Source organism: Paenibacillus sp. GCM10027629, from assembly GCF_042676425.1.
In the GTDB taxonomy this organism is placed as follows: domain Bacteria; phylum Bacillota; class Bacilli; order Paenibacillales; family Paenibacillaceae; genus Paenibacillus_K; species Paenibacillus_K terrigena.
Map to the genome: position 1 here is coordinate 698678 of NZ_JBHTGZ010000012.1, position 21252 is coordinate 719929.

Sequence of the window (21252 nt, forward strand, 5' to 3'; positions counted from 1 at the left end):
CGTGATGGAAAGGTGATATTTAAGTTACCTTATATTATAGGTTTTTGTCGCCTGGTTTCCAGTTGATCGGGCAAAGACCACCAGATTGTAGCGCTTGAAGTACACGAAGTGTCTCTTCAACGCTGCGACCTACATCGTTGTGGTTAACCACTTGGTATTTCAATTCGCCTTCTGGATCGATAATGAACAAGCCGCGAAGCGCGATACCTTCTTCTTCGATCAATACGCCGTAGTCACGAGCAACGTTCTTCGTGATGTCGGAAGCAAGTGGGAAGTTAATTTGACCCAAACCGCCAGCTTCTTTTGGAGCGTTGATCCATGCTTTGTGGCTGTGTACGGAGTCGATACTTACACCAAGGATTTCAGTGTTAAGTTTCTTGAACTCAGGAGCCGCATCGCTAAGTGCTGTAATTTCAGTTGGGCACACGAATGTGAAGTCAAGTGGGTAGAAGAAGAATACTAACCATTTGCCGCGGTAGTCATTCAGTGATGCCGCTCCGAATTTTTGTCCATCTCCTGTTGCTGTCTCCATGTTAAACTCAGGAGCTGGTCTTCCAACTAAACGTTCTGCCATGATAAAAATCCTCCTCTGAATCTATGAAATATTGTTACTTTCAAAGTAAATAACTCACAAGTTAGATGTTATCATTCGCCTATTTGAAAGTCAAGATTAAAGCAGTTACTAATTTAGAATCATTATAAATTAGATGGCTAATTTGTGAAAACTATACTGCGACGCTGACTTTCTCCATCGCTGCGATGATCAAATCGCCCATTGCTGTCGTTCCGATTGCCTTGCTCTTATCGACTGCAATGTCACCTGTACGGTGTCCCGCATCAAGAACATTTTTAACCGCATTTTCAATCGATTGCGCTGCATCTTCATAACCGAATGTGAGACGGAACATGAGTGCAACAGATAGGATCGTTGCGATCGGGTTCGAGATGCCTTGGCCAGCAATATCCGGTGCGGAACCGTGTACCGGTTCGTACAATCCGAAGCTTCCTTCGCCAAGTGATGCAGAAGACAACATGCCAATCGATCCTGTTAACATCGCTGCTTCATCACTGATGATGTCTCCGAACATGTTCTCTGTTACGATAACATCAAAGCTCGATGGGCGGCGAAGCAATTGCATGGCACAGTTATCGACAAGTACGTGCTCCAGCTCAACATCTGGATACTCTGGTGCAATCCGATTCACCACTTCACGCCATAGGCGGGATGTCTCTAGAACGTTCGCTTTATCAACTGAAGCCAATTTTTTGCGGCGCTTCTGAGCGATTTCGAAACCTTGACGCGCAATACGTTCAACTTCTTTTTCGCTGTAAGCACATGTATCAACCGCTTCTTGTCCATTCTCTGTATCCCGACGGAATTTCTCACCGAAATAAATACCGCCTGTCAATTCACGAACAACGATCAAGTCCGTACCTTCGAGCACTTCTGGTTTCAAAGTCGATGCTTCTTTCAAGCAATCGAATACATTTGCAGGGCGGATGTTCGAGAATAAGCCGAGTGCCTTACGAATACCGAGTAACCCTGTCTCTGGACGAAGCTCTTTCGGATTGTTATCCCATTTCGGTCCGCCAACAGCGCCAAGCAGTACAGCATCAGCCTTTTGACAAATTTCAAGCGTCTCTTGCGGTAACGGTGTACCTTTCTCATCAATCGCAATCCCTCCGAACAGACCGTGCTCGGTTTCGAACTTGTACCCGAACAATTCTTCTGTACGTTTCAATACTTTCTCCGCTTCTGCTACCACTTCTGGGCCGATTCCGTCACCGGCAATAATCGCAATCTTTTTCACTTCGGACATATGAACAACCTCCATCTATTTGATCGATCTGATTTTCCTCAATTTCATCATGTACCCATTTTATCGCAATCCTATTATTCTGACTAAGATATAAAATCTATGATCTTAATAGGAATCGACTATAAAGCTGCATAATTTCTGGCCTGGCAACTCACACTAAATCTGGAATTTGATGAACGCATATATGCCGTATGGAGGTCATGCATCATGAGAATCATCAAGAATACACTCCTGCTCCCACTCTTATTGACGCTCATCCTATCAGGTTGCACGAGCCCTTCAGCTCCAAAAGTGAAAAACTATTCAAAGCCTCATACCCTGAGACCTTTCTCGATGAATGAATCTGTGACGCCCGACTTGGCTGGGGGTGCAGAATCTAGTATACGTAAGCCGCAGCCACTTACCTTAGCAGAGCTTCGTGCCAAATATAGCTCCACTTTCTTACTTCATGGTCCACCCGCCCCCAGACGTATTGCGTTAACATTTGACGATGTGCCTGATGATTATTTCACACCACTCATTCTTGATACACTCAAAAAGCTTGATATCAAAGCAACATTCTTCGTTGTCGGAAACCGTGCGGAGAGCCATCCTGATATCGTTCAACGAATGATCAACGAGGGACATGTTATTGGCAATCATTCCTATACACATGCGAACTTGCCCAAAATCGCCGATGCCGCATTTCAAAATGAAGTTCTAAAGACAGAGCATATTATCAAGAAAATTACGGGTAAAACGATGCTATTCATTCGACCTCCTTATGGCAATGTAAGCGAAGATCAGATTAAATGGCTTGCGAGCAAGCATATGAAAATTATTAACTGGAACGTCGACTCCCTCGATTGGAAAGGCTTATCTGCCGATCAAGTTAGAGATAATATCATGAGCCATATCACTTCTGGCGCGATCGTACTTCAGCATGGAGCCGGAGGCGTAGGGGAAGATTTGACGGGGACGATCGAGGCGCTGCCAAGTATGGTTGCAGAGCTCCGAGCACAGAACATTGAAATTGTGACCATTCCGGAGTTACTGCATAAACCTGCATATCGGTAAACAAAAAACCACTTGGACACTACTGCATGCCCATTGTTAGATGATCTGACAATTGGGTGCAGTGCAAAGTCGCAAGTGGTTCTTCTATGTTTTCGTTAGATTAGGCTCATTTTGTCGCGGCGACCTGTAGATGTCTTCCGCTTCTCGATTAGACGATTCAATGCATCGATGTATGCTTTGGCACTCGCTTCGAGAATATCCGTACTTACACCGCGGCCCTGTTCCGTAATGCCATTCTGTGCCAGAATGACATGAACTTCGCCTTGCGCGTCTTTCCCGTGCGATACCGATTTGATGGAGTAATCGCTAAGCTCCACCTCTTCGCCCGTCGCTTTATCAATCGCATTGTAAATCGCATCAACCGAACCATTGCCTTCCGCTTCTTTTTCCAATGTCTTCCCATCGATGGTGTGCAGCGTCACACGTGCAGATGGAACGAATTGATTGCCATACGAAACATGAAGGATATCGAGTTTGAATACTTCTTGCGTTTCGATCAATTTCTCTTCGATCATCGCGCGAATGTCTTCGTCAGATACTTCTTTTTTCTTGTCGGCCAAGTCTTTGAACTTCGCAAATGCGATATTCACTTGCTCTTCGCCCAGATCATAGCCTAGATCAATCAATTTCTCACGGAATGCATGACGACCTGAATGTTTGCCAAGCACGAGCTTGCTATCTTTCAGTCCGATCGTCTCTGGCGACATAATCTCGTATGTTGTCTTCTCTTTCAGCATGCCATCCTGGTGAATGCCTGATTCGTGCGCGAATGCGTTCGCACCCACAATGGCTTTATTCCCAGGTACGACCATCCCTGTCAATTTGCTCACGAGGCGGCTTGTTCGCGCAATTTCGGACAAATGCAACGTCGTCTTCGCTTGGAAAAAGTCTTGGCGTGTCTCAAGTGCCATCGCCACTTCTTCGAGGGAAGTATTCCCGGCACGTTCTCCAATTCCATTGATTGTGCCTTCAATCTGATCCGCGCCATTCAAGATGGCCGCTAGTGCATTGGCAGTTGCCATCCCCAAATCATCGTGACAATGAGCACTAAGCTGAATCGTCTCGATACCTTTGACGTTCTCCTTCAAAGTCTTGAAAATATTGCCGTATTCATACGGCGTCAAGAATCCTACCGTATCCGGAATATTAACGACCGTCGCACCTGCTTTGATCGCCATCTCGGTCACTTGGCATAAGAAGTCCAGCTCCGTACGCCCCGCATCTTCTGGTGAGAATTCAATTTTGCTGAAATACTTCTTCGCATACTTAATCGCCGATTCTGCCGCTTCGAGCATTTGCTCCTTCGTCATCCGAAGCTTGTGCTGACGGTGAATTGGAGAAGATGCAAGGAATAAGTGGATGCATGGATCTTGCGCACCGATTAAGGCTTCACGTACCGCATCGATATCTTGGGTACGTGAACGAGCGAGTCCGATCACGGAAGCATTCTTTACCGCACGAGCTACTGCATTCACCGCCGCCAAATCCCCGGGCGATGCAGCAGGAAAACCTGCTTCAATCCGATCAACACCCAGTTTTTCAAGCTGGTAAGCGATTTCCACTTTTTCTTTCGTATTCAAATTGACGCCGGGCGATTGCTCACCATCCCGCAAAGTTGTATCAAAAATATAAATTTTACGCATGCTGCACCTCCGAATTGAACTAAGAAGCTTTATTGCTAAAAGCTTCCGAAGGTGACCCTCCGGAAGCTTTTCAAAAACGCTATGATATTATTATTTATTATTTCTTGATCCAATGCATCAATTCACGAAGTTGACCGCCAACCACTTCGATTGGGTGGTTTGCTTCGTTACGGCGAGTTGCTGTCAAGAATGCACGGTTCGATTGATTTTCAAGGATGAAGTCGCGAGCGAATTTACCTTGTTGGATATCGGACAATACAGCTTTCATCGCTTTCTTCGTCTCATCTGTTACGATACGAGGACCTGTTACATAGTCGCCGTACTCAGCTGTGTTACTGATGGAATCGCGCATGGAAGCAAGTCCGCCTTCATACATCAAGTCAACGATCAATTTCAATTCGTGCAAGCACTCGAAGTATGCCATTTCAGGAGCGTATCCAGCTTCTGTCAATGTTTCGAAACCTGCTTTAACAAGTGCGCTTACACCACCGCAAAGTACAGCTTGCTCACCGAACAAATCTGTTTCTGTCTCTTCAGCGAATGTTGTTTCGATAACCCCTGCACGCGTACATCCGATACCTTTTGCATATGCAAGACCGATTGCTTGTGCATTACCAGTTGCATCTTGCTCGATTGCGATCAAGCCAGGAACGCCGAAGCCTTCAACATACGTACGACGAACCATATGTCCTGGGGATTTCGGTGCTACGAGCAATACGTCGTTACCTTTCTTCGGAACGATTTGTCCGAAGTGAACGTTGAAGCCGTGGGAGAAGAGTAGTGCCGCATCGGATTTCAAGTTTGGTTCGATTTCGTTCTTGTACACGCTAGCTTGCGTCTCATCCGGCATCAAGATTTGAACGACATCCGCACGGAGTGTAGCGTCTGCAACCGACAATACTTCAAAACCGTCATTGCGAGCTTTATCAGCTGATTTACCTTCGCGAAGACCGATAACAACGTTCAATCCGCTATCACGCAAGTTTTGTGCTTGAGCGTGACCTTGGCTTCCGTAACCGATAATTGCGATTGTCTTCCCTTTAAGAACGCTTAAATCTGCATCATTTTCGTAGAACATTGTAACTGCCATAATAGATAAATCCTCCTTTTAATGTAAACCCTCGCTAAGCGGGTGTCTCAAAGGATAGGGTTGTCCTATCCTCTCAAACACCCGCTTAGCGGGCATTTGATAATAGATTTTAATATAGCATTTTCAAAAAATATAATCGTGCTTTAAATTAAGCTTTTCAGCACCGAGAAGGTTGCGTGAAAGCGAAGAAGGAGAAGCGCAGTGTAGGTGAAACCTACATGAGCATCGGACTTCGAGCTTGAACGCAAGATTCGATGCCGATAATGCCTCATTGAAATACTTCGTGATCAAAAGCTTTATTTAAAGCTTCCACTTAGTTGGCGTTGCCGCGGATCATGGCGGTTACACCAGTCCGGCTAAGCTCCTTGATTCCGTAAGGTTTCATCAACTCGATCATCGCATCGATCTTGTCGGTATCCCCAACGACTTGAACCATCATGCTATGTGTGCCAATATCGACAACCGCTGCACGGAAGGTTTCAACGACACCCATAATCTCAGGACGTACATTGGGTTCTGCCTTTACTTTGATCAAGGCGAGCTCGCGTGCCACCATCGGCTTCGAGCTCAGATCAATAACTTTGATAACATCAATCAATTTGTACAGTTGTTTCTCGATTTGCTCTAGCGTTCCGCTGTCACCTTCCGTAACGATAACCATCCGGGACAAGCCGGCTTCTTCCGACTGTCCCACAGTGATACTCTCGATATTAAATCCACGGCGTCCGAACAAGCCGGATACGCGTTGCAATACACCTGGTTGATCATTTACTAGAACGGCGATGGTATGTTTAGTCTGCATCATTCGCTATCCCCCAATAACATTTGATCGATCGTGTCTCCTGCTTGAACCATCGGGTAGACGTTCTCACCCTTGCGGACCACAAACTCGACGACGACCGGACCCGATGTATTTAGTGCTTCCTGCCATGCAGCCTCAGCTTCTTCTTTATTCGTTGCACGCAATCCCTTCACGCCGTAAGCTTCGGCGAGTTTCGGGAAATCCGGGCTTCCTTCAAGATCAATATGGCTATAGCGACCTTTATAGATAATCTCTTGCCACTGACGAACCATCCCCAATACTTGGTTGTTAATAATAACGACCTTGACCGGAATGTTGTTGATTGCACAGATCGCAAGCTCTTGCGCACACATCTGCATACCGCCGTCGCCGTTGATCGAGATGACTAGGCGATCAGGATGTGCCATTTGCGCACCAATCGCGGATGGGAATCCGAAGCCCATCGTTCCAAGACCACCGGAAGTGACGAAGGAGCGCGGTTGATTGAATTTGTAGAACTGTGCTGCCCACATTTGATGCTGCCCAACGTCTGTCGTTACGATCGCTTGACCTTGTGTTGTGCGGTGCAGCATTTCAATGACCCATTGCGGTTTTAATTCCGTCTCGGAATCTTCGTATTGAAGCGGCTGCTCTTCTTTCCACTGCATCACTTGAGCTCGCCAAGCATCGACATGCGCATATTTTGCATCTTTGTTTAAGATTTCAAGAACGGATTTGACATCACCCACGATTGGGATGTCCGTCGGTACATTCTTGCCGATCTCCGCTGGATCAATATCAATATGAACCACTTTGGCGTGTGGAGCAAAACCTTGAAGCTTCATCGTTACCCGATCATCAAATCTAGCGCCAATGTTGATCAGCAAATCTGTATTCTGGAGCGCCTTGTTCGATGCAAATGTTCCGTGCATCCCCGGCATTCCTGTCCAGAGATCGTGACCGCTTGGGAATCCGCCAAGTCCGAGTAATGTTGTCGTAATCGGAATGCCCGTTGTCGTAACGAACTGATACAATTCCTCGTGACCACCAGAGTAGACAACGCCGCCACCCGCTAGAATAAGTGGTCTTTGTGCCGATTCGATGGCCTTCAGCAATTTATCCGTCTGTAGACGATTCGGATTCACCGTTGGGTTATATCCACGAATGTTCACTTCCGTCACAGGTTTGAACATCGTTTTGTTCGCCGATACGTCTTTTGGGATGTCGATAAGGACCGGACCTTTACGACCTGTAGAGGCAATATGGAACGCTTCGTGAATGATGCGCGGTAGATCCTCTACATCGCGGACGAGATAACTATGCTTCGTGATCGGCATCGTAATCCCTGTAATGTCTGCTTCTTGGAATGCATCCGTTCCGATGAAGTTCGTCGCTACGTTGCCTGTAATGACTACGAGCGGCACCGAATCCATATAAGCTGTCGCAATTCCAGTGACGAGGTTGGTTGCCCCCGGTCCAGAAGTTGCGATACACACGCCGACGTTGCCGCTTGCTCTTGCATATCCATCTGCCGCATGAATCGCGCCTTGTTCGTGACGTGTAAGAACGTGTTTGAAATCATCAAATCCATGCATTGCATCGTAAATGTAGAGCACTGCGCCACCCGGATAGCCGAAGACGCATTCGACACCTTCTAGCAGTAGACTGCGAAGCAGAATTTCCGAACCCGTAATCACTTCCGGCTTCATCCATTTTTCGCGTAGTTGTTCTTTTGACCCCATCATTGCACTTTGAGCGTTCATAAGTGTTCCTCCTTTTTTGAAAATTAATTTAAAATCAAAAAAACCTTCCGTCCTCACACGTATTGCACGTGATGAGGGACGAAAGGTTGATCTTCCGTGGTACCACCCAAATTTGCTACACATCTCGCAATGTGTAACCTTCATAGGTACAATGCAGCCAATCAAATCCTCTGCATGTACGCTGATACGTAACGTGTACCTTACGACTCTCCCTAATAGTTCCCAAATGGAATTCGTTCAGGAGAACAGCTCCGAGGTGAGCTCGTATATAAGGGATTTCGGTGGTGGTTGCAGCAAGTTCCACACACTCTCTGAGCAAAAGGGCCCTTAAAACTTCGTCCTCTTCATCGCTATTACCAATATGTTTCAAATTGTTAGATGTATTATATTCCTAGCTTATGACAGAAGTCAATAGCTATGTAATAAAAAAATTCCCTTTCCATCCGCACGCACATACAATACATAAACGCATGGATCATCTAACTTTCCTTCGAACGGGGTGAAAACACATGCTTATCCGTATGCGCCAGTCGCACTCTGATGATGCAAAAATCATTGCACTCGTAGAGTCAGAATTACTTCCGATGTCCCCCTACATCATGTCCCACGACGAAGTGGCAAAGGACGTTCTAACAAGGTTGAAACGCGGAAGAACCTTCATTCTGTCCGCGCTTCCGAGCAGTGAGCCGCTTGGTTTCATTCACGTCATGATCCACGGCAAATGGATGTACATCGATATGCTTGCTGTGAAGTCCAGCCACAAACGCAAAGGGTATGGAGCTAGGTTGCTGCTCACAGCTGAAAACTATGCACGACGATTAGGATGTCATCAATCCAAGCTGCTCGTCGATGACGTGAATCAAGGTGCACTGCTCTTCTATATTCGCTCGGGTTATCATATTATGCATCATTGGCAGGAAACGCATTACTACGAATTGCTCAGACGGCTCGACCTTTAAGATTTCTGCTGCCCATTCCCTCTTTAATAATATCCATATTGATTGTATCCGCCATAGCCGTTGCCGTAACCTCCGTATGGATAACCGCCGCCATATCCACCATACCCTCCGTAATATGGACTGCTCGCTGTCCCAATCGCCAAGAGGTCGAATAATACAAGTGGAATAATTGCTTTTGTATGGACTTTTTTACCAGAACGACGTTCAAGAATAAGACGATTTCCGGCAATTCGAACCAGTTTACCCGTAACATGAATTCCATCTTTCCGAACGGCTAAAATCTTCTTACCGATAAGTTTCTGGGCTTGAGCCTTTGTGACTGCCATGAGAAAACCCTCCTTTTCCTGGATTATCTACACTCTATTCTATGAACCAGAAAAAGATTGGACTCTTGTCCCCTAGCATTCGCACAACATAACACACGTAAATTTATTAACCATCGTTCAACTCTTTATCCATCGTGGCCGAACAACCAAAAAGAGCCGTCACAGATGTGACGACTCTCTTAACAGCACTTAATATATATTAAGCGTTGATTTTTTCTTTTGCTACGCCAGCCAAAGAGTTGAACGCATTTAGATCGTTCACTGCAAGGTCAGCCAACATTTTGCGGTTGATGTCTACACCAGCCAATTTAAGGCCGTGCATCAATTTGCTGTAAGACAATCCGTTCATACGAGCAGCCGCGTTAATACGTACGATCCACAATTTGCGGAAGTTACGTTTTGTTGTGCGACGATCGCGGTATGCATAGACCAGGGATTTATTAACCTGTTCTTTTGCAGTTTTGAAAATTCTATGTTTCGAGCCAAAGTAACCTTTAGCAAGCTTTAAAATCTTGTTATGACGACGACGTGTTACAAATCCGCCTTTTACTCTTGCCATTTCGAAGTACCTCCCAATAGATTATTGTGTATTATTTCAAGTTCGCTAAGCCTTGTTTCAAGCGTCTAACATCGCCTGCAGCCATGTTTGGTTGCGTGCAAAGAACACGTTTAGCACGGTTAGATTTGTGTGAAAGCAAGTGGTTTTTGCAAGATTTATATCTTTTCACTTTACCTGTACCTGTGACTTTGAAGCGGTCTTTCAGACTGCTATGTGTTTTCATTTTCGGCATTTGTTGTTCCTCCTCAATAGACTTAATTACGCTTTAGGCGCTAAAATCATGATCATGCTGCGGCCTTCCAGCTTCGCAGCACGCTCAACCGAGCAGAGCTCTGTTGCTTCTTGCAACACACGATCCAATACCTTCTTACCGATATCCGAATGTGCAATCTCACGACCACGGAAACGCACGGAGCATTTCACTTTATCGCCGTCTTTCAAAAATTTCAATACATTACGAAGCTTCGTTTGGAAATCATGTTCATCGATGTTGGCACGGAACCATACTTCCTTGACATCGACGATCTTCTGATTCTTACGAGCCTCTTTTTCTTTCTTCTGCTGCTCGTAACGGAATTTACCGTAATCCATAATCCGACAAACTGGCGGTTTCGCCGTTGGTGCTACGTTGACCAGGTCTAGATTCAAGTCGATCGCCATTTGGAGTGCTTCACGAAACGGAGTAATACCGATTTGCTCGCCTTCTGCACCCACAAGACGTACTTCCTTCGCTCGAATTTCATCGTTAATCATATGATCCTTGCTAATACCTTCCACCTCCAACTTGAATTCCCTCTATAGAACAATAAAAGGATGTGAGCCCCAGAAGAACCCACATCCATTTGATCATTATCATTAATGAACAATATCTCCATGAACTATTCATGGACTCATGGACCAGCCAACTGATGTCGGGCAGGTGAGAAGCGTGGGCTTCTACTTTGACTATGTACGTCAAACGTACTCAAATAATATATCATGCTGTCAAAGTGATGTCAAGCACTTTATGTAGTACTCGGGAACTTATAAATTTAGTCTTAAAAAAAGCGAGCTGTATGCATGAAGCATACGCCCGCTTTTGACAAATTCAATTAAGATGCTTGTTCGCTCTGAACTTCCTCAAGGCGAACAACGCGCGTATGCTCCGTGTGACTCCATGTTTTGTTGTTCTGCGTGAAGAACGCATAGACCGTAATCGGCCACCAGGACAACAAGAAGATCGGGAATGTGATCAGCGAGACGTAAATTCTCCATGACTTCACACCCTCTAGAATAAGCGCGAGTACGAATGTGACACAAGACGCTAATAGCGATACAATGGCCACCCAAGGCGGCAAGAACTGATAGAAGGTCATAATGTTCGGACCGTCAAAGAATGCTGCATCCACCCATAATACGGCCGACAGTAAGAAGGTCGCCAATACGGTATAGACCGTAATCGTATATAACGCCATATCGAATTTCGCTAAATTTCTTTCTTTAATCGCCTTCCACAAGAGCGGGAAGAAATAACGACGTGCGACAGTAAAGTGACCTTGCATCCAACGCAAACGTTGGCGGGAAGATGCTTTGAACGTTAATGGCTTCTCATCGAATACCTTTGCATCGTAGTTGAACACCGGATTCACACCGCGGGATACGCAGCGTGCCGTGAACTCCAAATCCTCTACGAGGCTTGTCGCGCCCCAACCCATTTCCTTCAGCAATGCCGTCTCGAAGCACATTCCTGTACCGCCTAAGAAGTTAGCCATGTTCAAGTTTCTACGGGATAGCTGCCATAGACGGTTGCAATACCAGTATGTTACGCCATAAGCGGCTGTAATCCATGAGTCATGCGGGTTCTTCGTATCCAAATACCCTTGAATAACGCGAGCGCCGTTGCATAGATCATTGTTCATCTCGGACAAGAACTCAGGGCTTGCCAAGTTGTCCGCATCGAACATCACGATCGCATCGTACTGACGCGGGTGTTTCCACAATTCCTTAAGCATCCACTCAATCGCGTACCCTTTACCACTCAATGTTGGATTGCTCCGTTCGCATGCATAAACCCCTTCGTAGCTGCGAACGATATTGGCTGTATTATCGGTGCAATTATCACAAATCACGAAAATATCGTACATATCTCTTGGATACTTGAGTTTCAATAAATTCTCGACAAGCGCTCCAACAACCGTCTCTTCGTTATGTGCGGCGACGAGCACTGCGAATGTTTTCTTCGGTTCATGACGTACTTTGTTCTTCTTTCTAATAATCCCAGCTAATGACAGCGTAAATTGATATATCCCAATTACTGCCAGTAAGACCTGCAGCACAACCATAATGACGTCGATCATACAGTTGATACCCCCTTTTACCCCTTTAATATTGTTTGTGTTGTTTTTCTCTCTCTATATTGTTCTTGTCTTGCAGTTCTCATTATGCGCGATCAGGAGGTTCAATTGCAACTTCGCTGCACCCTAATGATTCTCTTCTCTTTATGTTCATTTGTCAAAACCGATCTAGGTCTTGAATATCGGAAATTAACCCAATATAACGCATATGATCGTGACCTAAACCTGCTTATGTCTTATTTTCATCCAAATCCTCTGTTTTTATTTCGCTTTCTCCTCCTTTTTTCTGAAAATTTTCATCTTAAGATACTTTACCTTAACATTAACAACGTTACAACCCGGCAAAAAGTTCAAATATTTGGTTGAATTCACACAATATTCACAATTAAAAAACAAGAGCCCTCATTAGAAATCTAATGAGAGCCCTTTCAAGTACACGCTTACTTCCATTCGCCCTGGATATTGTTCTTCTTCATCTCATCGTTTACTTGATCGATAACTTCCTTACCGCCCTTGCTCATATACTCTTCCACCATCTTATCCCAGTCGGAAATAGGGCGCTGGCCCACGACCATTTTAGTTGTCTCATCGGAGATGTATTGGGAGAGCTCAGTATTCTTCTCCATATAACTTGTTGAAATAATGCGTTTGACAGGATTTACATAAAATTTAGACGATTTCAAGTAATCGGTCATCGCACGGTTAAATGCTTTTCCTTCTGGCGTTGTCGAAGTCTTCACGAACACTTCGAGATCCGAATCATCCGTTACCCACCCTCGGTTCATAATGTACGCAGCTGGAGCAACCTTCGAGCGTTGGTTCAAATCTGGTTGAACAATACCGTCTTTCATCGTATATCCTGTGCCTTCATGACCATTGAGCCAGTCGATCGATCCCATCGTTCGGTTCGTGCATGATTATCTAGCGAATCATTACGCTGAAGCCGTCACCTTAGATATTGTGGCTGACAAGCTTAAAATTACGTCCAGTTATCTCTCAACCTATTATAAGGAGAAGACTGGAACGAACTTCGTCGAGCACCCTGCTGCTACACTGCTGCATACCGATCTATTCGTCCAGGAAATTGCGGTCCAGACTGGATTCCTGAATATCAGTTCTTTCAATCGGGTATTCAAAAAGTTCACAGGGATTACAGCGAGTGATTATCGTCGAAATGCTTCCCAAGCCTACACGCCCGAAGAAGACTTTCCCGCGTAATGTAAAGAATCGAACTGGTAATTTTAACATGAATATTCCAACTACAGACTGGCGTAGATTGGGGGTATTTGTGTTAGAATATAGCGGGGGGGATTCAATGAGCCGTGTTTTCAATTGGTTGTTGCAGCGTGAGAAACGGGTATTCCTATGGATAAACGGCCGCTTGCATCATAAATTTCTTAACGTCATCCTGTATTACATCACGCATTTAGGCGGTGCAACACTAACGATCTGCATCACCTCCGTGCTAGCCATTCTAGCACCTCATCCATGGAATCGTGTCGGCCTGCAATCCCTGATCGCACTCGGGCTCAGCCATATTCCAGTAGCAATTATCAAAAAATTATACCCGCGTATTCGTCCGCATCTCGCACATCCGCAGACGAATACATTCCGTAAGCCGCTGGTCGATCATTCGTTTCCTTCCGGTCATTCCACGGCTATATTTTCGATGCTCTTACCGATGATGATTCAGTTCCCAGTGCTCACCATGGTGCTGCTGCCACTCGCACTCATCGTCGCGCTATCGCGAATCTATCTCGGACTTCATTACCCGTCAGATTGCTTCGCAGGCGCTTTCATTGGCACCTTGTTCGCGGTGATCACCGTGGCATGTTGGCCTGCTAACTTCATATGAAAGCAAAATAACCTCCGTCATCGCATTGGGATAACGGAGGTTTCTTATTGGATACGGGCTATGCCCATTTATGAAAGATATCTATCGGATATCGTCTAACATAGATTATTCATCTGTGTCCTCATCTTCTTGATCAGCTACTTCCGCTTCAGCCTGCTGTGCAGCAAGCTTGCGCTCTTGATAAGCTTGAAGCGCATCTTCCCCGATTACAACCTCAACGCGGTGGATATTCATGCCTTTACCCATGAACTTCTGCTCGTATTCAGTCATGACATGCTCTTCGTTCAATCCGTTGCGATGTAAGTTCAAGGAGATATTCGTCATTTGAAGACCCATATCCGCGAAGGAATTGAGAGAGAACTCGAACAACGTCTCGGAATCGGTCTTAAAGTGGATCTCGCCCTTCGCATTCATGACACCGATGTACTTGTCCACAAAACGATGATGCGTCAGTCTGCGGCGTGCATGACGCGCCTTCGGCCACGGATCGCTGAAGTTCAAGTATACACGCGTAATTTCACCCGGAGCGAAAATTTCTTCAAGCTTCTCAATATTCGCACGCGCTAGCGCTACGTTCGGCGGGCTGTCTACGCCTTGCTCGGCCCATACCTTACGGGCCTTGTCGCTCGCACGGCGAACCAACTCATCATACATATCCATACCAATGAAATTCACTTCGGGATACTTCGCGCTCATTCGGCTGACGAATTGGCCTTTTCCCATGCCAAGCTCTACATAAATCGGACGGTCATTACCGAAGAACTCGTGCCAACGACCTTTATACGTATGGGGCTCAAGAACAACCAGATCGGTCTGTTGTTCCAGGTTCTCCCGAATCCCTTTTCTACCTCTTAGACGCATGATGAATCCTCCTAAGCTATTCTAAAGCTTTATTGTGCCGAAGAAACACAAAAAAGTAAAGAGGATGTTCCTGTTAGACGGGAGAAAATGATTTGGGAATGTGCGCGGCTAACATGGATATGAACAGTGACTTGGGTGGTGAGTGCACCTATCGTGGATTTTTGCAGGAACTTGGGGTAGAGCGCCTATCGTGGATTTTGCAGGGACTTGGGGGTGGAGCGCCTATAGTGGATTTTTGCAGGAACTTGAGGGTAGAGCGCCTATCGTGGATTTTTGCAGGTACTTGAGGGTGGAAAGTTACTCCTGGATTGCTATGTTGGATATTTGCAGGAACTTCGCTTGTTGGGACCCAGATTCAGCTAATTTTGCCGCTCTATCCTGCAGAAATCCAACATAGAGGGGACATTGACATGAACCGAGCCCTCTATGTTGGATGAAATACAGGATAGGAACAAGCATGAGGACGCTGCGATGATCTTCCCCTCTCCCACTGCGCCAACTGCATCACGAAGATTCTACTTCTTCACAATACACTTCCGGAGAACGAGGACTTTACTGCGCCGGAAGTACGAAGCGAGCACGCGCTGGTTATTTCGAAGCCCTAGCTTACGCGCATGCGTCTTCGATAATCGAATCTCCTTACCCGTATCCCCTTCAAGGGATAGTAGTTCCACAAATAATTGCGTTCTCGCTTTTCCTCGAATAACCGTGATACGCCCGCTTGCACCAAGCTTCTCCTGAATGCTCGCATTCAATCCAATATGAAATGGCCCGCCGAGCGGCGTCTGAATGCGAATGATCCCACGTGCTGATTTCTTCATATTAACCCTTCTTTCGAATCGGATGTCTACAGTAATATATACATCCGGCCTAATCCGGGTGCTGAGAGAAAATTGGGTACAAGAGCATCGAAGTCAAATAAAAAAATCCGAAGGCATCAGCAGATGCATCCGGATTTCAAATCTTCTATTTCTAAAGCGTCAACTTAATGTACATTCTCTTCAATCTCATACTTGCGTTCAATCGCGGAATTCAATTTGCGACGAGCGGAAGCAGCTACCTCTCGATCCTCATTAAAACGGACACCTGTCAGCGCCATGGCTTCATTCAGCGTCAGTTCAACCAACACTTTCTCTGTTCCTTGCGAACCTTTAACTTCGGTATGCATTGACATCACCTCTTAACGTTATTGTGTTCAGAAACAAGAAAAATATGAAATTATAGAGCATATATGCGAGGTTAAATCGTTCTTGCTGATAGTTGTAATATAACATAACATGTAAGGTTTTTCAAGTGACAAATGGCTTCACTTCGCCTCAATTCATGGGAATTTATTCGATTTTTCGTTCCTTTATTGGTACAATAGTAAAATGATTATCGATCTAGAAAAATCGCTTAACTGGCAATAAAGGAGCACGTATCACCAATGATAACGACTGAACCGAATCATCCCAAGCTCTGGGGAGATAAACGATTTCATACATGGAACTACGAAATGCGGGAGCAGTTCGGAGATAAAGTATTTAAAGTTATGCTGGACGCCGGATTTACATGTCCGAACCGCGACGGTTCCATTGCCAAGGGCGGATGTACCTTCTGCAGCGCTAGGGGATCTGGTGATTTCGCGGGAAGCCGACGTGACGATCTGGTCACCCAATTCAATAAGATTCGGGATCTCCAGCATCAGAAATGGCCTCACGCCAAATACCTCGGCTACTTCCAAGCCTATACAAATACGTATGCGCCGGTCGAAGAGCTCCGTGAATATTTCGAGGTTATTTTGCAGCAGCCTGGCGTTATCGGCCTCTCCATCGCAACACGTCCGGATTGTCTGCCCGACGATGTCGTTGAATATTTGGCTGAGTTGAATGAGCGTACGTACCTCTGGGTCGAGATGGGCCTCCAGACCGTTCATGAATCCACGTCAGAGCTCATTAACCGCGCGCACGATACGCAATGTTATCTCGATGCGGTCGCCAAGCTGCGTAAGCATAACATTCGCGTCTGCGCTCATATTATTTATGGACTTCCGCAGGAAACCCATGAAATGATGCTGGATACAGGTCGCGCCGTAGCACAGATGGATGTGCAGGGCATTAAGATCCACCTCCTCCATCTCATGCGCAAAACGCCGATGGTGAAACAATATGAAGCTGGACTGCTCCGCTTCTTGGAGCAAGACGAATATATTAAGCTAATTGTCGACTCGCTCGAATTCCTCCCACCGGAGATGACCGTCCATCGTCTGACGGGCGACGCACCGCGTGATCTATTGATCGGTCCGATGTGGAGCCTTAAGAAATGGGAAGTGCTCAATGCCATTGACGCTGAACTCAAAGCGCGGGATTCATGGCAAGGCAAATTCTGGAGAGGACGCTAATATGGGTTTCCTTTCCGTACTGAGCTTCGCCCAGAAGCTCGTCGCTGAACGCGCGCAGCTGGGCGATATTGTCGTGGATGCCACCGTGGGCACCGGTGTCGACACGCTGTTCCTCGCCAAGACGGTGGGCCCGCAGGGCACCGTCTATGGCTTCGACATTCAGCCACTCGCGCTAGAGCTTGCGCGCGAGCGGCTGAATGCGGCGGCCGCGCCCGGCGAAGCTGGCGCGGCAGAGCCTGCCGCAGGCGCCCGCGCGATGCGCAAGGGCGCTGGCGGCCTCGCCGCTGCTCGGCTGCTGCTCCGCAGCCATGCCGAGCTTGCGGCGGCACTACCCGAGGCGGCGCACGGGCACGTCGCCGCCGTGATGTTCAATCTCGGCTACCTGCCGGTGGCCGAGATGGATGCGTCCGCGCGCGTCATTACGCTCGCGGACACGACGCTGCCTGCGCTCGAAGCCGCGCTCCGCGTGCTGAGACCGGGCGGCATCGTGACGATTGTCGTGTATCCCGGCCATGAAGGCGGGGATACCGAAGGCGATGCTGTTGAAGCATGGGCTGCGGCCTTGCCCGCGAGTCAGGGCCAGACCATTCTGTACCGGATGACGCAGCGTCCGAAGGCGCCATACGTCATTGCCATCGAGAAGCGATAGATCATTGCAGTTGTTCTGTAGCAAACGCTACATTAATTAATAATTTTAGGAGGCAATGGATTCATGAGCGTTCAGAAAATTGAACATGTCGGTATTATGGTACAATCTTTAGAGCGATCCATCACTTTCTATCAGGACGTAATCGGGTTACAATTACTACATATCTTGCAGCCGAACGATCAAGTGCGTCTTGCATTTCTAGCTTTCCCAGGGGCAAGCCAGACGGAGATCGAACTCGTTGAGAAGCCGAATAACGGCGAGCTCCCGAATGAAGGCAAAGTCCATCACGTCGCATTCACCGTGCAAGATATTGAGTCAGAGCATGCACGTCTGCGTGAACTTGGCATTTCACTGATTCATGATCAAATCGTTACGATTCCCAATGGAAGCAAATACTTCTTCTTCGAAGGACCTGACCGCGAGCAGCTCGAATTTTTCGAACCTGCTGCGCAAGTCTAGTACGGCTCCACTAGGAATCCTAATATACATTTTCACTATAATCGCTGTTTATTTTGAAAGGAGCAATATTTCAACATGACCCAAGCATACCCAATTCAATTCAAAGCTGAGATGAAAGAAAAAGTATGGGGAGGCCGCGCCCTGGAGCAATTCGGACTTGACATGCCGGATGGCGCAATCGGCGAAGGCTGGATGATCAGCGATCACCCGAACGGTACAACAAGAGTCATTAATGGCGAATTTGCAGGCCTGAACTTAGAAGACATCCGCCACAAGGTTGGCAAAGAATGGTTCGGTACGAAATCAAACATTGACGCAGATACACGCTTCCCGCTCTTGATCAAATTGTTAGATTGCAACGATGATCTGTCCGTTCAAGTTCACCCGAACGATGATTACGAGAAATTGCCGAAGGGCGAGCTCGGCAAGACGGAAATGTGGTACGTCCTTGATGCCAAGCCAGGCGCTAAAATCATCTACGGTCTGAAACCAGGCGTTACTCGCGAACAGCTTGCTCATGCACTAGAAAATAATGAAGTGATGGACACACTGCAAGAAGTTGAAGTCGCTCCTGGCGATTCCTTCTACATCCCAGCTGGGACTGTGCATGCGCTCTGCTCCGGTGTCGTCGTCGCTGAAATTCAGCAGAACTCCGATACGACGTACCGTCTATACGATTACAACCGTCCAGGTCTGGATGGCGAGCTGCGTGAGCTGCACATCGAAGATTCCCTGAACACTGTCGCTTTCGGTGACTCCGGCGCGACGTATATGAAGACCGACACTGCACCAAATGCATGGTTAACGCTAGCGAAATCACCTTACTTCCACGTGGAAAAAGGGATCGTAACCGCGCCATGGCAGCTGACTACAACACCTGAGAGCTTCGTAATCCTCATCGTCTGCGAAGGTGAAGGAACATTAACGTGGGAGAACGGCCAAGAGTCGCTTCAAGCCGGCCAATGCTTCTTGCTTCCTGCAAACTTAGGCAAGTACACGCTTGAGGGGCACTGTACGGTGCTTCGTTCTACTCTATAATTAGACCTCAAGAGCGCAGCGCCGTAGCTGCGCTCTTGCTATAAGATCATGAGAGAGGATGAGCCGAATGAAGACAACGAATTTCACCCTACAAGATGAGGAACGATTCAATCTCTATATCTATCATTGGCGCCCTGACGTAGACGATGCCTCCTGTAAAGGGGTTGTGCAAATCGCGCACGGCATGGCGGAGACTGCCGCTCGTTATGCCAGATTCGCCGAAGCGCTGACGGAGCAAGGCTATATCGTCTATGCCCATGATCATCGCGGCCATGGCCGTACCGCCGCATCGACTGAGGATTTAGGACACCCTGGTGATGATGGTTTCAACTGGAAAGTTAAAAATATGGCCCAAGTGAGCAAGCATATCCGCAATGCACATCCCACACTACCGCTTTATCTCATGGGGCATAGTATGGGTTCTTTTCTAACCCAAAAATATATGGTTGAATATCCGCATCTGGTCGATGGGATTATTCTATCCGGAACAAATGGTCCAAGAGGATTGTTAGGTCCAGGCCGCGCCATCGCAAAGCTCGAGATGACACTTCGAGGCGAACGACATCCGAGCAAGCTGCTCAATGACATGTCTTTTGGTTCGTTCAACCGTGCATTCCGCCCAACGCGAACAGAGTTCGACTGGCTATCCCGTGATGCAGCTGAAGTCGACAAATACATCGCCGATCCATATTGCGGTTTTCTCTGCACATCAGGCTTCTTCTATCATTTCTTCGGCCTACTGCAAGAAATCCATCAACCCGAGCAGCTGCAGCGTATTCCGAAGGATCTTCCGATCTACGTCTTCTCGGGGGATCGAGATCCTGTTGGCCTGCACGGGAAAGGCGTACGGCAACTGCTGAAGCTCTATCAAGAGCTTGGTCTATCCAACGTGCGTTCGAAGCTGTACCGCGACGGTCGCCATGAAATGTTGAACGAAATCAATCGAGATGAGGTCACGAACGATACGATCGCTTGGCTGGACCATCAGATTGAATCGCGATCAGCTCAAGCTTAAGCAGAACAAGACCGCAGGGATATCCCTTGCGGTCTTTATTGCATTTCAACGCACTATGACTTGCATCTGGTGATGCAATCTAGAATGGCACATCGTTTATTTTGATAGGCGTAATCATTTTGTTTTCCCAATCACATCTAATGATGGCGTAACACACCGAATCCGAAATGCTGCCATCATCATTTTCCCAAGCATGTCGTAAGTATCCTTCTTTTACAAACCCGCACTTCTGGAATGTTTTGCGCATCGCAATATTATCGCTTCGCGTGTAGGCTTCGATCCTTATCTTCTCATCTGGCAACGTAAAGATGTAATCGGTAATCCATCTTACTGCTTCCGCCCCAAAGCCTTTCCCTCTATATTTGCTGCTAAGACGCAGGTCGAATAGCGGAATCGTGTCATCTATATCATGAATGACGATTAATCCGACTTTTTCATTCAGATATTCAATCCAATACGTTTCATTGTCTTCTTGATAATATCCGCTATCATACGTCTTAACGATTCTTTCAGAAGATGGATTTGGGTTAGCATGGAAATCCCACGTATTACTTGTCATAAATGAGACCAAATCGTCTAACTCATTTTCAAATTTTTTGAATTGCAATTCTGTCATATCTTTCTCTCCTTGTAGACTGTGTCCCATTTCACTTCTACATAGAGGA

Annotated in this window: 25 protein-coding genes; 9 read left to right on the top strand and 16 right to left on the bottom strand. The window is 46.8% G+C overall.

All coding sequences use genetic code 11. The features are described from left to right. Positions 1 to 34: 34 nt before the first annotated feature. Both ACFQZR_RS23820 and leuB read right to left on the bottom strand, forming a co-directional pair. Positions 35 to 574: a peroxiredoxin gene (locus tag ACFQZR_RS23820; RefSeq protein ID WP_018756256.1), complete on the bottom strand. Its 540-nt coding sequence runs from the start codon at positions 572 to 574 to the stop codon at positions 35 to 37. Positions 575 to 725: 151 nt separating this feature from the next. Beyond that, positions 726 to 1820, bottom strand: a complete 1095-nt coding sequence (leuB, locus tag ACFQZR_RS23825) for a 3-isopropylmalate dehydrogenase (protein WP_018756257.1) — start codon at positions 1818 to 1820, stop codon at positions 726 to 728. A gap of 207 nt (positions 1821 to 2027) precedes the next feature. Between leuB and ACFQZR_RS23830 the strand changes: the two genes are divergently transcribed. Then, complete coding sequence (locus ACFQZR_RS23830; protein ID WP_379350532.1) at positions 2028 to 2876, top strand: polysaccharide deacetylase family protein; 849 nt, start codon at positions 2028 to 2030, stop codon at positions 2874 to 2876. Positions 2877 to 2971: 95 nt separating this feature from the next. Here ACFQZR_RS23830 and ACFQZR_RS23835 read toward each other — a convergent pair whose 3' ends face one another. The 4 genes from ACFQZR_RS23835 to ilvB all read right to left on the bottom strand — a co-directional run bounded on the left by ACFQZR_RS23835 (position 2972) and on the right by ilvB (position 8153). Continuing rightward, positions 2972 to 4519 carry a 2-isopropylmalate synthase gene (locus tag ACFQZR_RS23835; protein ID WP_379350534.1) on the bottom strand — a complete coding sequence of 516 codons (1548 nt, stop codon included), beginning with the start codon at positions 4517 to 4519 and terminating at the stop codon, positions 2972 to 2974. Positions 4520 to 4616: 97 nt separating this feature from the next. After that, positions 4617 to 5609 carry a ketol-acid reductoisomerase gene (gene ilvC, locus ACFQZR_RS23840; RefSeq protein WP_018756260.1) on the bottom strand — a complete coding sequence of 331 codons (993 nt, stop codon included), beginning with the start codon at positions 5607 to 5609 and terminating at the stop codon, positions 4617 to 4619. A 313-nt stretch (positions 5610 to 5922) separates the two neighbouring features. Beyond that, positions 5923 to 6411 carry an acetolactate synthase small subunit gene (ilvN, locus tag ACFQZR_RS23845; protein WP_026263840.1) on the bottom strand — a complete coding sequence of 163 codons (489 nt, stop codon included), beginning with the start codon at positions 6409 to 6411 and terminating at the stop codon, positions 5923 to 5925. After that, positions 6411 to 8153: a biosynthetic-type acetolactate synthase large subunit gene (ilvB, locus tag ACFQZR_RS23850; RefSeq protein WP_379350537.1), complete on the bottom strand. Its 1743-nt coding sequence runs from the start codon at positions 8151 to 8153 to the stop codon at positions 6411 to 6413. Before ilvB ends, ilvN begins: the two co-directional genes overlap by 1 nt. Before the next feature lie 509 nt (positions 8154 to 8662). Between ilvB and ACFQZR_RS23855 the strand changes: the two genes are divergently transcribed. Then, positions 8663 to 9112 carry a GNAT family N-acetyltransferase gene (locus ACFQZR_RS23855; RefSeq protein ID WP_314585703.1) on the top strand — a complete coding sequence of 150 codons (450 nt, stop codon included), beginning with the start codon at positions 8663 to 8665 and terminating at the stop codon, positions 9110 to 9112. A 23-nt stretch (positions 9113 to 9135) separates the two neighbouring features. On the opposite strand, the gene ACFQZR_RS23860 is transcribed toward ACFQZR_RS23855, so the two are convergent. The 6 genes from ACFQZR_RS23860 to ACFQZR_RS23885 all read right to left on the bottom strand — a co-directional run bounded on the left by ACFQZR_RS23860 (position 9136) and on the right by ACFQZR_RS23885 (position 13229). Next, positions 9136 to 9438, bottom strand: a complete 303-nt coding sequence (locus tag ACFQZR_RS23860) for a hypothetical protein (RefSeq protein WP_379350539.1) — start codon at positions 9436 to 9438, stop codon at positions 9136 to 9138. A 199-nt stretch (positions 9439 to 9637) separates the two neighbouring features. Next, positions 9638 to 9997: a 50S ribosomal protein L20 gene (gene rplT, locus ACFQZR_RS23865; RefSeq protein ID WP_018756265.1), complete on the bottom strand. Its 360-nt coding sequence runs from the start codon at positions 9995 to 9997 to the stop codon at positions 9638 to 9640. Positions 9998 to 10028: 31 nt separating this feature from the next. After that, a complete protein-coding gene (rpmI, locus tag ACFQZR_RS23870) occupies positions 10029 to 10229 on the bottom strand; it encodes a 50S ribosomal protein L35 (protein WP_018756266.1) in 201 nt (66 codons plus the stop codon). A 26-nt stretch (positions 10230 to 10255) separates the two neighbouring features. Further along, complete coding sequence (gene infC, locus ACFQZR_RS23875; protein WP_379350983.1) at positions 10256 to 10750, bottom strand: translation initiation factor IF-3; 495 nt, start codon at positions 10748 to 10750, stop codon at positions 10256 to 10258. A gap of 338 nt (positions 10751 to 11088) precedes the next feature. Next, positions 11089 to 12333, bottom strand: a complete 1245-nt coding sequence (locus ACFQZR_RS23880; RefSeq protein WP_018756268.1) for a glycosyltransferase family 2 protein — start codon at positions 12331 to 12333, stop codon at positions 11089 to 11091. A 437-nt stretch (positions 12334 to 12770) separates the two neighbouring features. Next, positions 12771 to 13229 carry a type 2 periplasmic-binding domain-containing protein gene (locus tag ACFQZR_RS23885; RefSeq protein WP_379350542.1) on the bottom strand — a complete coding sequence of 153 codons (459 nt, stop codon included), beginning with the start codon at positions 13227 to 13229 and terminating at the stop codon, positions 12771 to 12773. A gap of 10 nt (positions 13230 to 13239) precedes the next feature. On the opposite strand from ACFQZR_RS23885, the gene ACFQZR_RS23890 reads away from it, so the two are divergent. After that, positions 13240 to 13548: a helix-turn-helix domain-containing protein gene (locus ACFQZR_RS23890; protein ID WP_379350544.1), complete on the top strand. Its 309-nt coding sequence runs from the start codon at positions 13240 to 13242 to the stop codon at positions 13546 to 13548. 97 nt (positions 13549 to 13645) lie between these two features. After that, positions 13646 to 14185: a phosphatase PAP2 family protein gene (locus ACFQZR_RS23895; protein ID WP_379350546.1), complete on the top strand. Its 540-nt coding sequence runs from the start codon at positions 13646 to 13648 to the stop codon at positions 14183 to 14185. A gap of 105 nt (positions 14186 to 14290) precedes the next feature. On the opposite strand, the gene trmB is transcribed toward ACFQZR_RS23895, so the two are convergent. The 3 genes from trmB to ACFQZR_RS23910 all read right to left on the bottom strand — a co-directional run bounded on the left by trmB (position 14291) and on the right by ACFQZR_RS23910 (position 16214). Continuing rightward, the gene (trmB, locus tag ACFQZR_RS23900) at positions 14291 to 15046 is read right to left on the bottom strand and encodes a tRNA (guanosine(46)-N7)-methyltransferase TrmB (RefSeq protein WP_379350548.1); all 756 of its coding nucleotides are present in this window, start codon (positions 15044 to 15046) and stop codon (positions 14291 to 14293) included. A gap of 515 nt (positions 15047 to 15561) precedes the next feature. Beyond that, entirely contained in the window at positions 15562 to 15867 is a 306-nt protein-coding gene (locus ACFQZR_RS23905; protein ID WP_379350550.1) for a hypothetical protein, read from the bottom strand. A gap of 164 nt (positions 15868 to 16031) precedes the next feature. Next, positions 16032 to 16214, bottom strand: a complete 183-nt coding sequence (locus tag ACFQZR_RS23910; protein ID WP_379350552.1) for a hypothetical protein — start codon at positions 16212 to 16214, stop codon at positions 16032 to 16034. Between the two features lie 258 nt (positions 16215 to 16472). On the opposite strand from ACFQZR_RS23910, the gene mnmL reads away from it, so the two are divergent. The 5 genes from mnmL to ACFQZR_RS23935 all read left to right on the top strand — a co-directional run bounded on the left by mnmL (position 16473) and on the right by ACFQZR_RS23935 (position 20587). After that, entirely contained in the window at positions 16473 to 17426 is a 954-nt protein-coding gene (gene mnmL / locus ACFQZR_RS23915) for a tRNA modification radical SAM protein MnmL/YtqA (RefSeq protein WP_379350554.1), read from the top strand. Between the two features lies 1 nt (position 17427). Further along, positions 17428 to 18075: a class I SAM-dependent methyltransferase gene (locus ACFQZR_RS23920; RefSeq protein WP_379350556.1), complete on the top strand. Its 648-nt coding sequence runs from the start codon at positions 17428 to 17430 to the stop codon at positions 18073 to 18075. 63 nt (positions 18076 to 18138) lie between these two features. Then, the gene (locus ACFQZR_RS23925) at positions 18139 to 18534 is read left to right on the top strand and encodes a VOC family protein (protein ID WP_379350558.1); all 396 of its coding nucleotides are present in this window, start codon (positions 18139 to 18141) and stop codon (positions 18532 to 18534) included. Positions 18535 to 18609: 75 nt separating this feature from the next. Continuing rightward, positions 18610 to 19572 (top strand): type I phosphomannose isomerase catalytic subunit, encoded by a 963-nt coding sequence (locus tag ACFQZR_RS23930; protein WP_379350560.1) that lies wholly within the window; start codon positions 18610 to 18612, stop codon positions 19570 to 19572. A gap of 67 nt (positions 19573 to 19639) precedes the next feature. Further along, a complete protein-coding gene (locus ACFQZR_RS23935; protein ID WP_379350562.1) occupies positions 19640 to 20587 on the top strand; it encodes an alpha/beta hydrolase in 948 nt (315 codons plus the stop codon). A 79-nt stretch (positions 20588 to 20666) separates the two neighbouring features. Here the strand turns inward: ACFQZR_RS23935 and ACFQZR_RS23940 are convergent, their stop codons facing one another. Beyond that, the gene (locus tag ACFQZR_RS23940) at positions 20667 to 21203 is read right to left on the bottom strand and encodes a GNAT family N-acetyltransferase (protein ID WP_379350564.1); all 537 of its coding nucleotides are present in this window, start codon (positions 21201 to 21203) and stop codon (positions 20667 to 20669) included. Positions 21204 to 21252 lie beyond the last annotated feature (49 nt).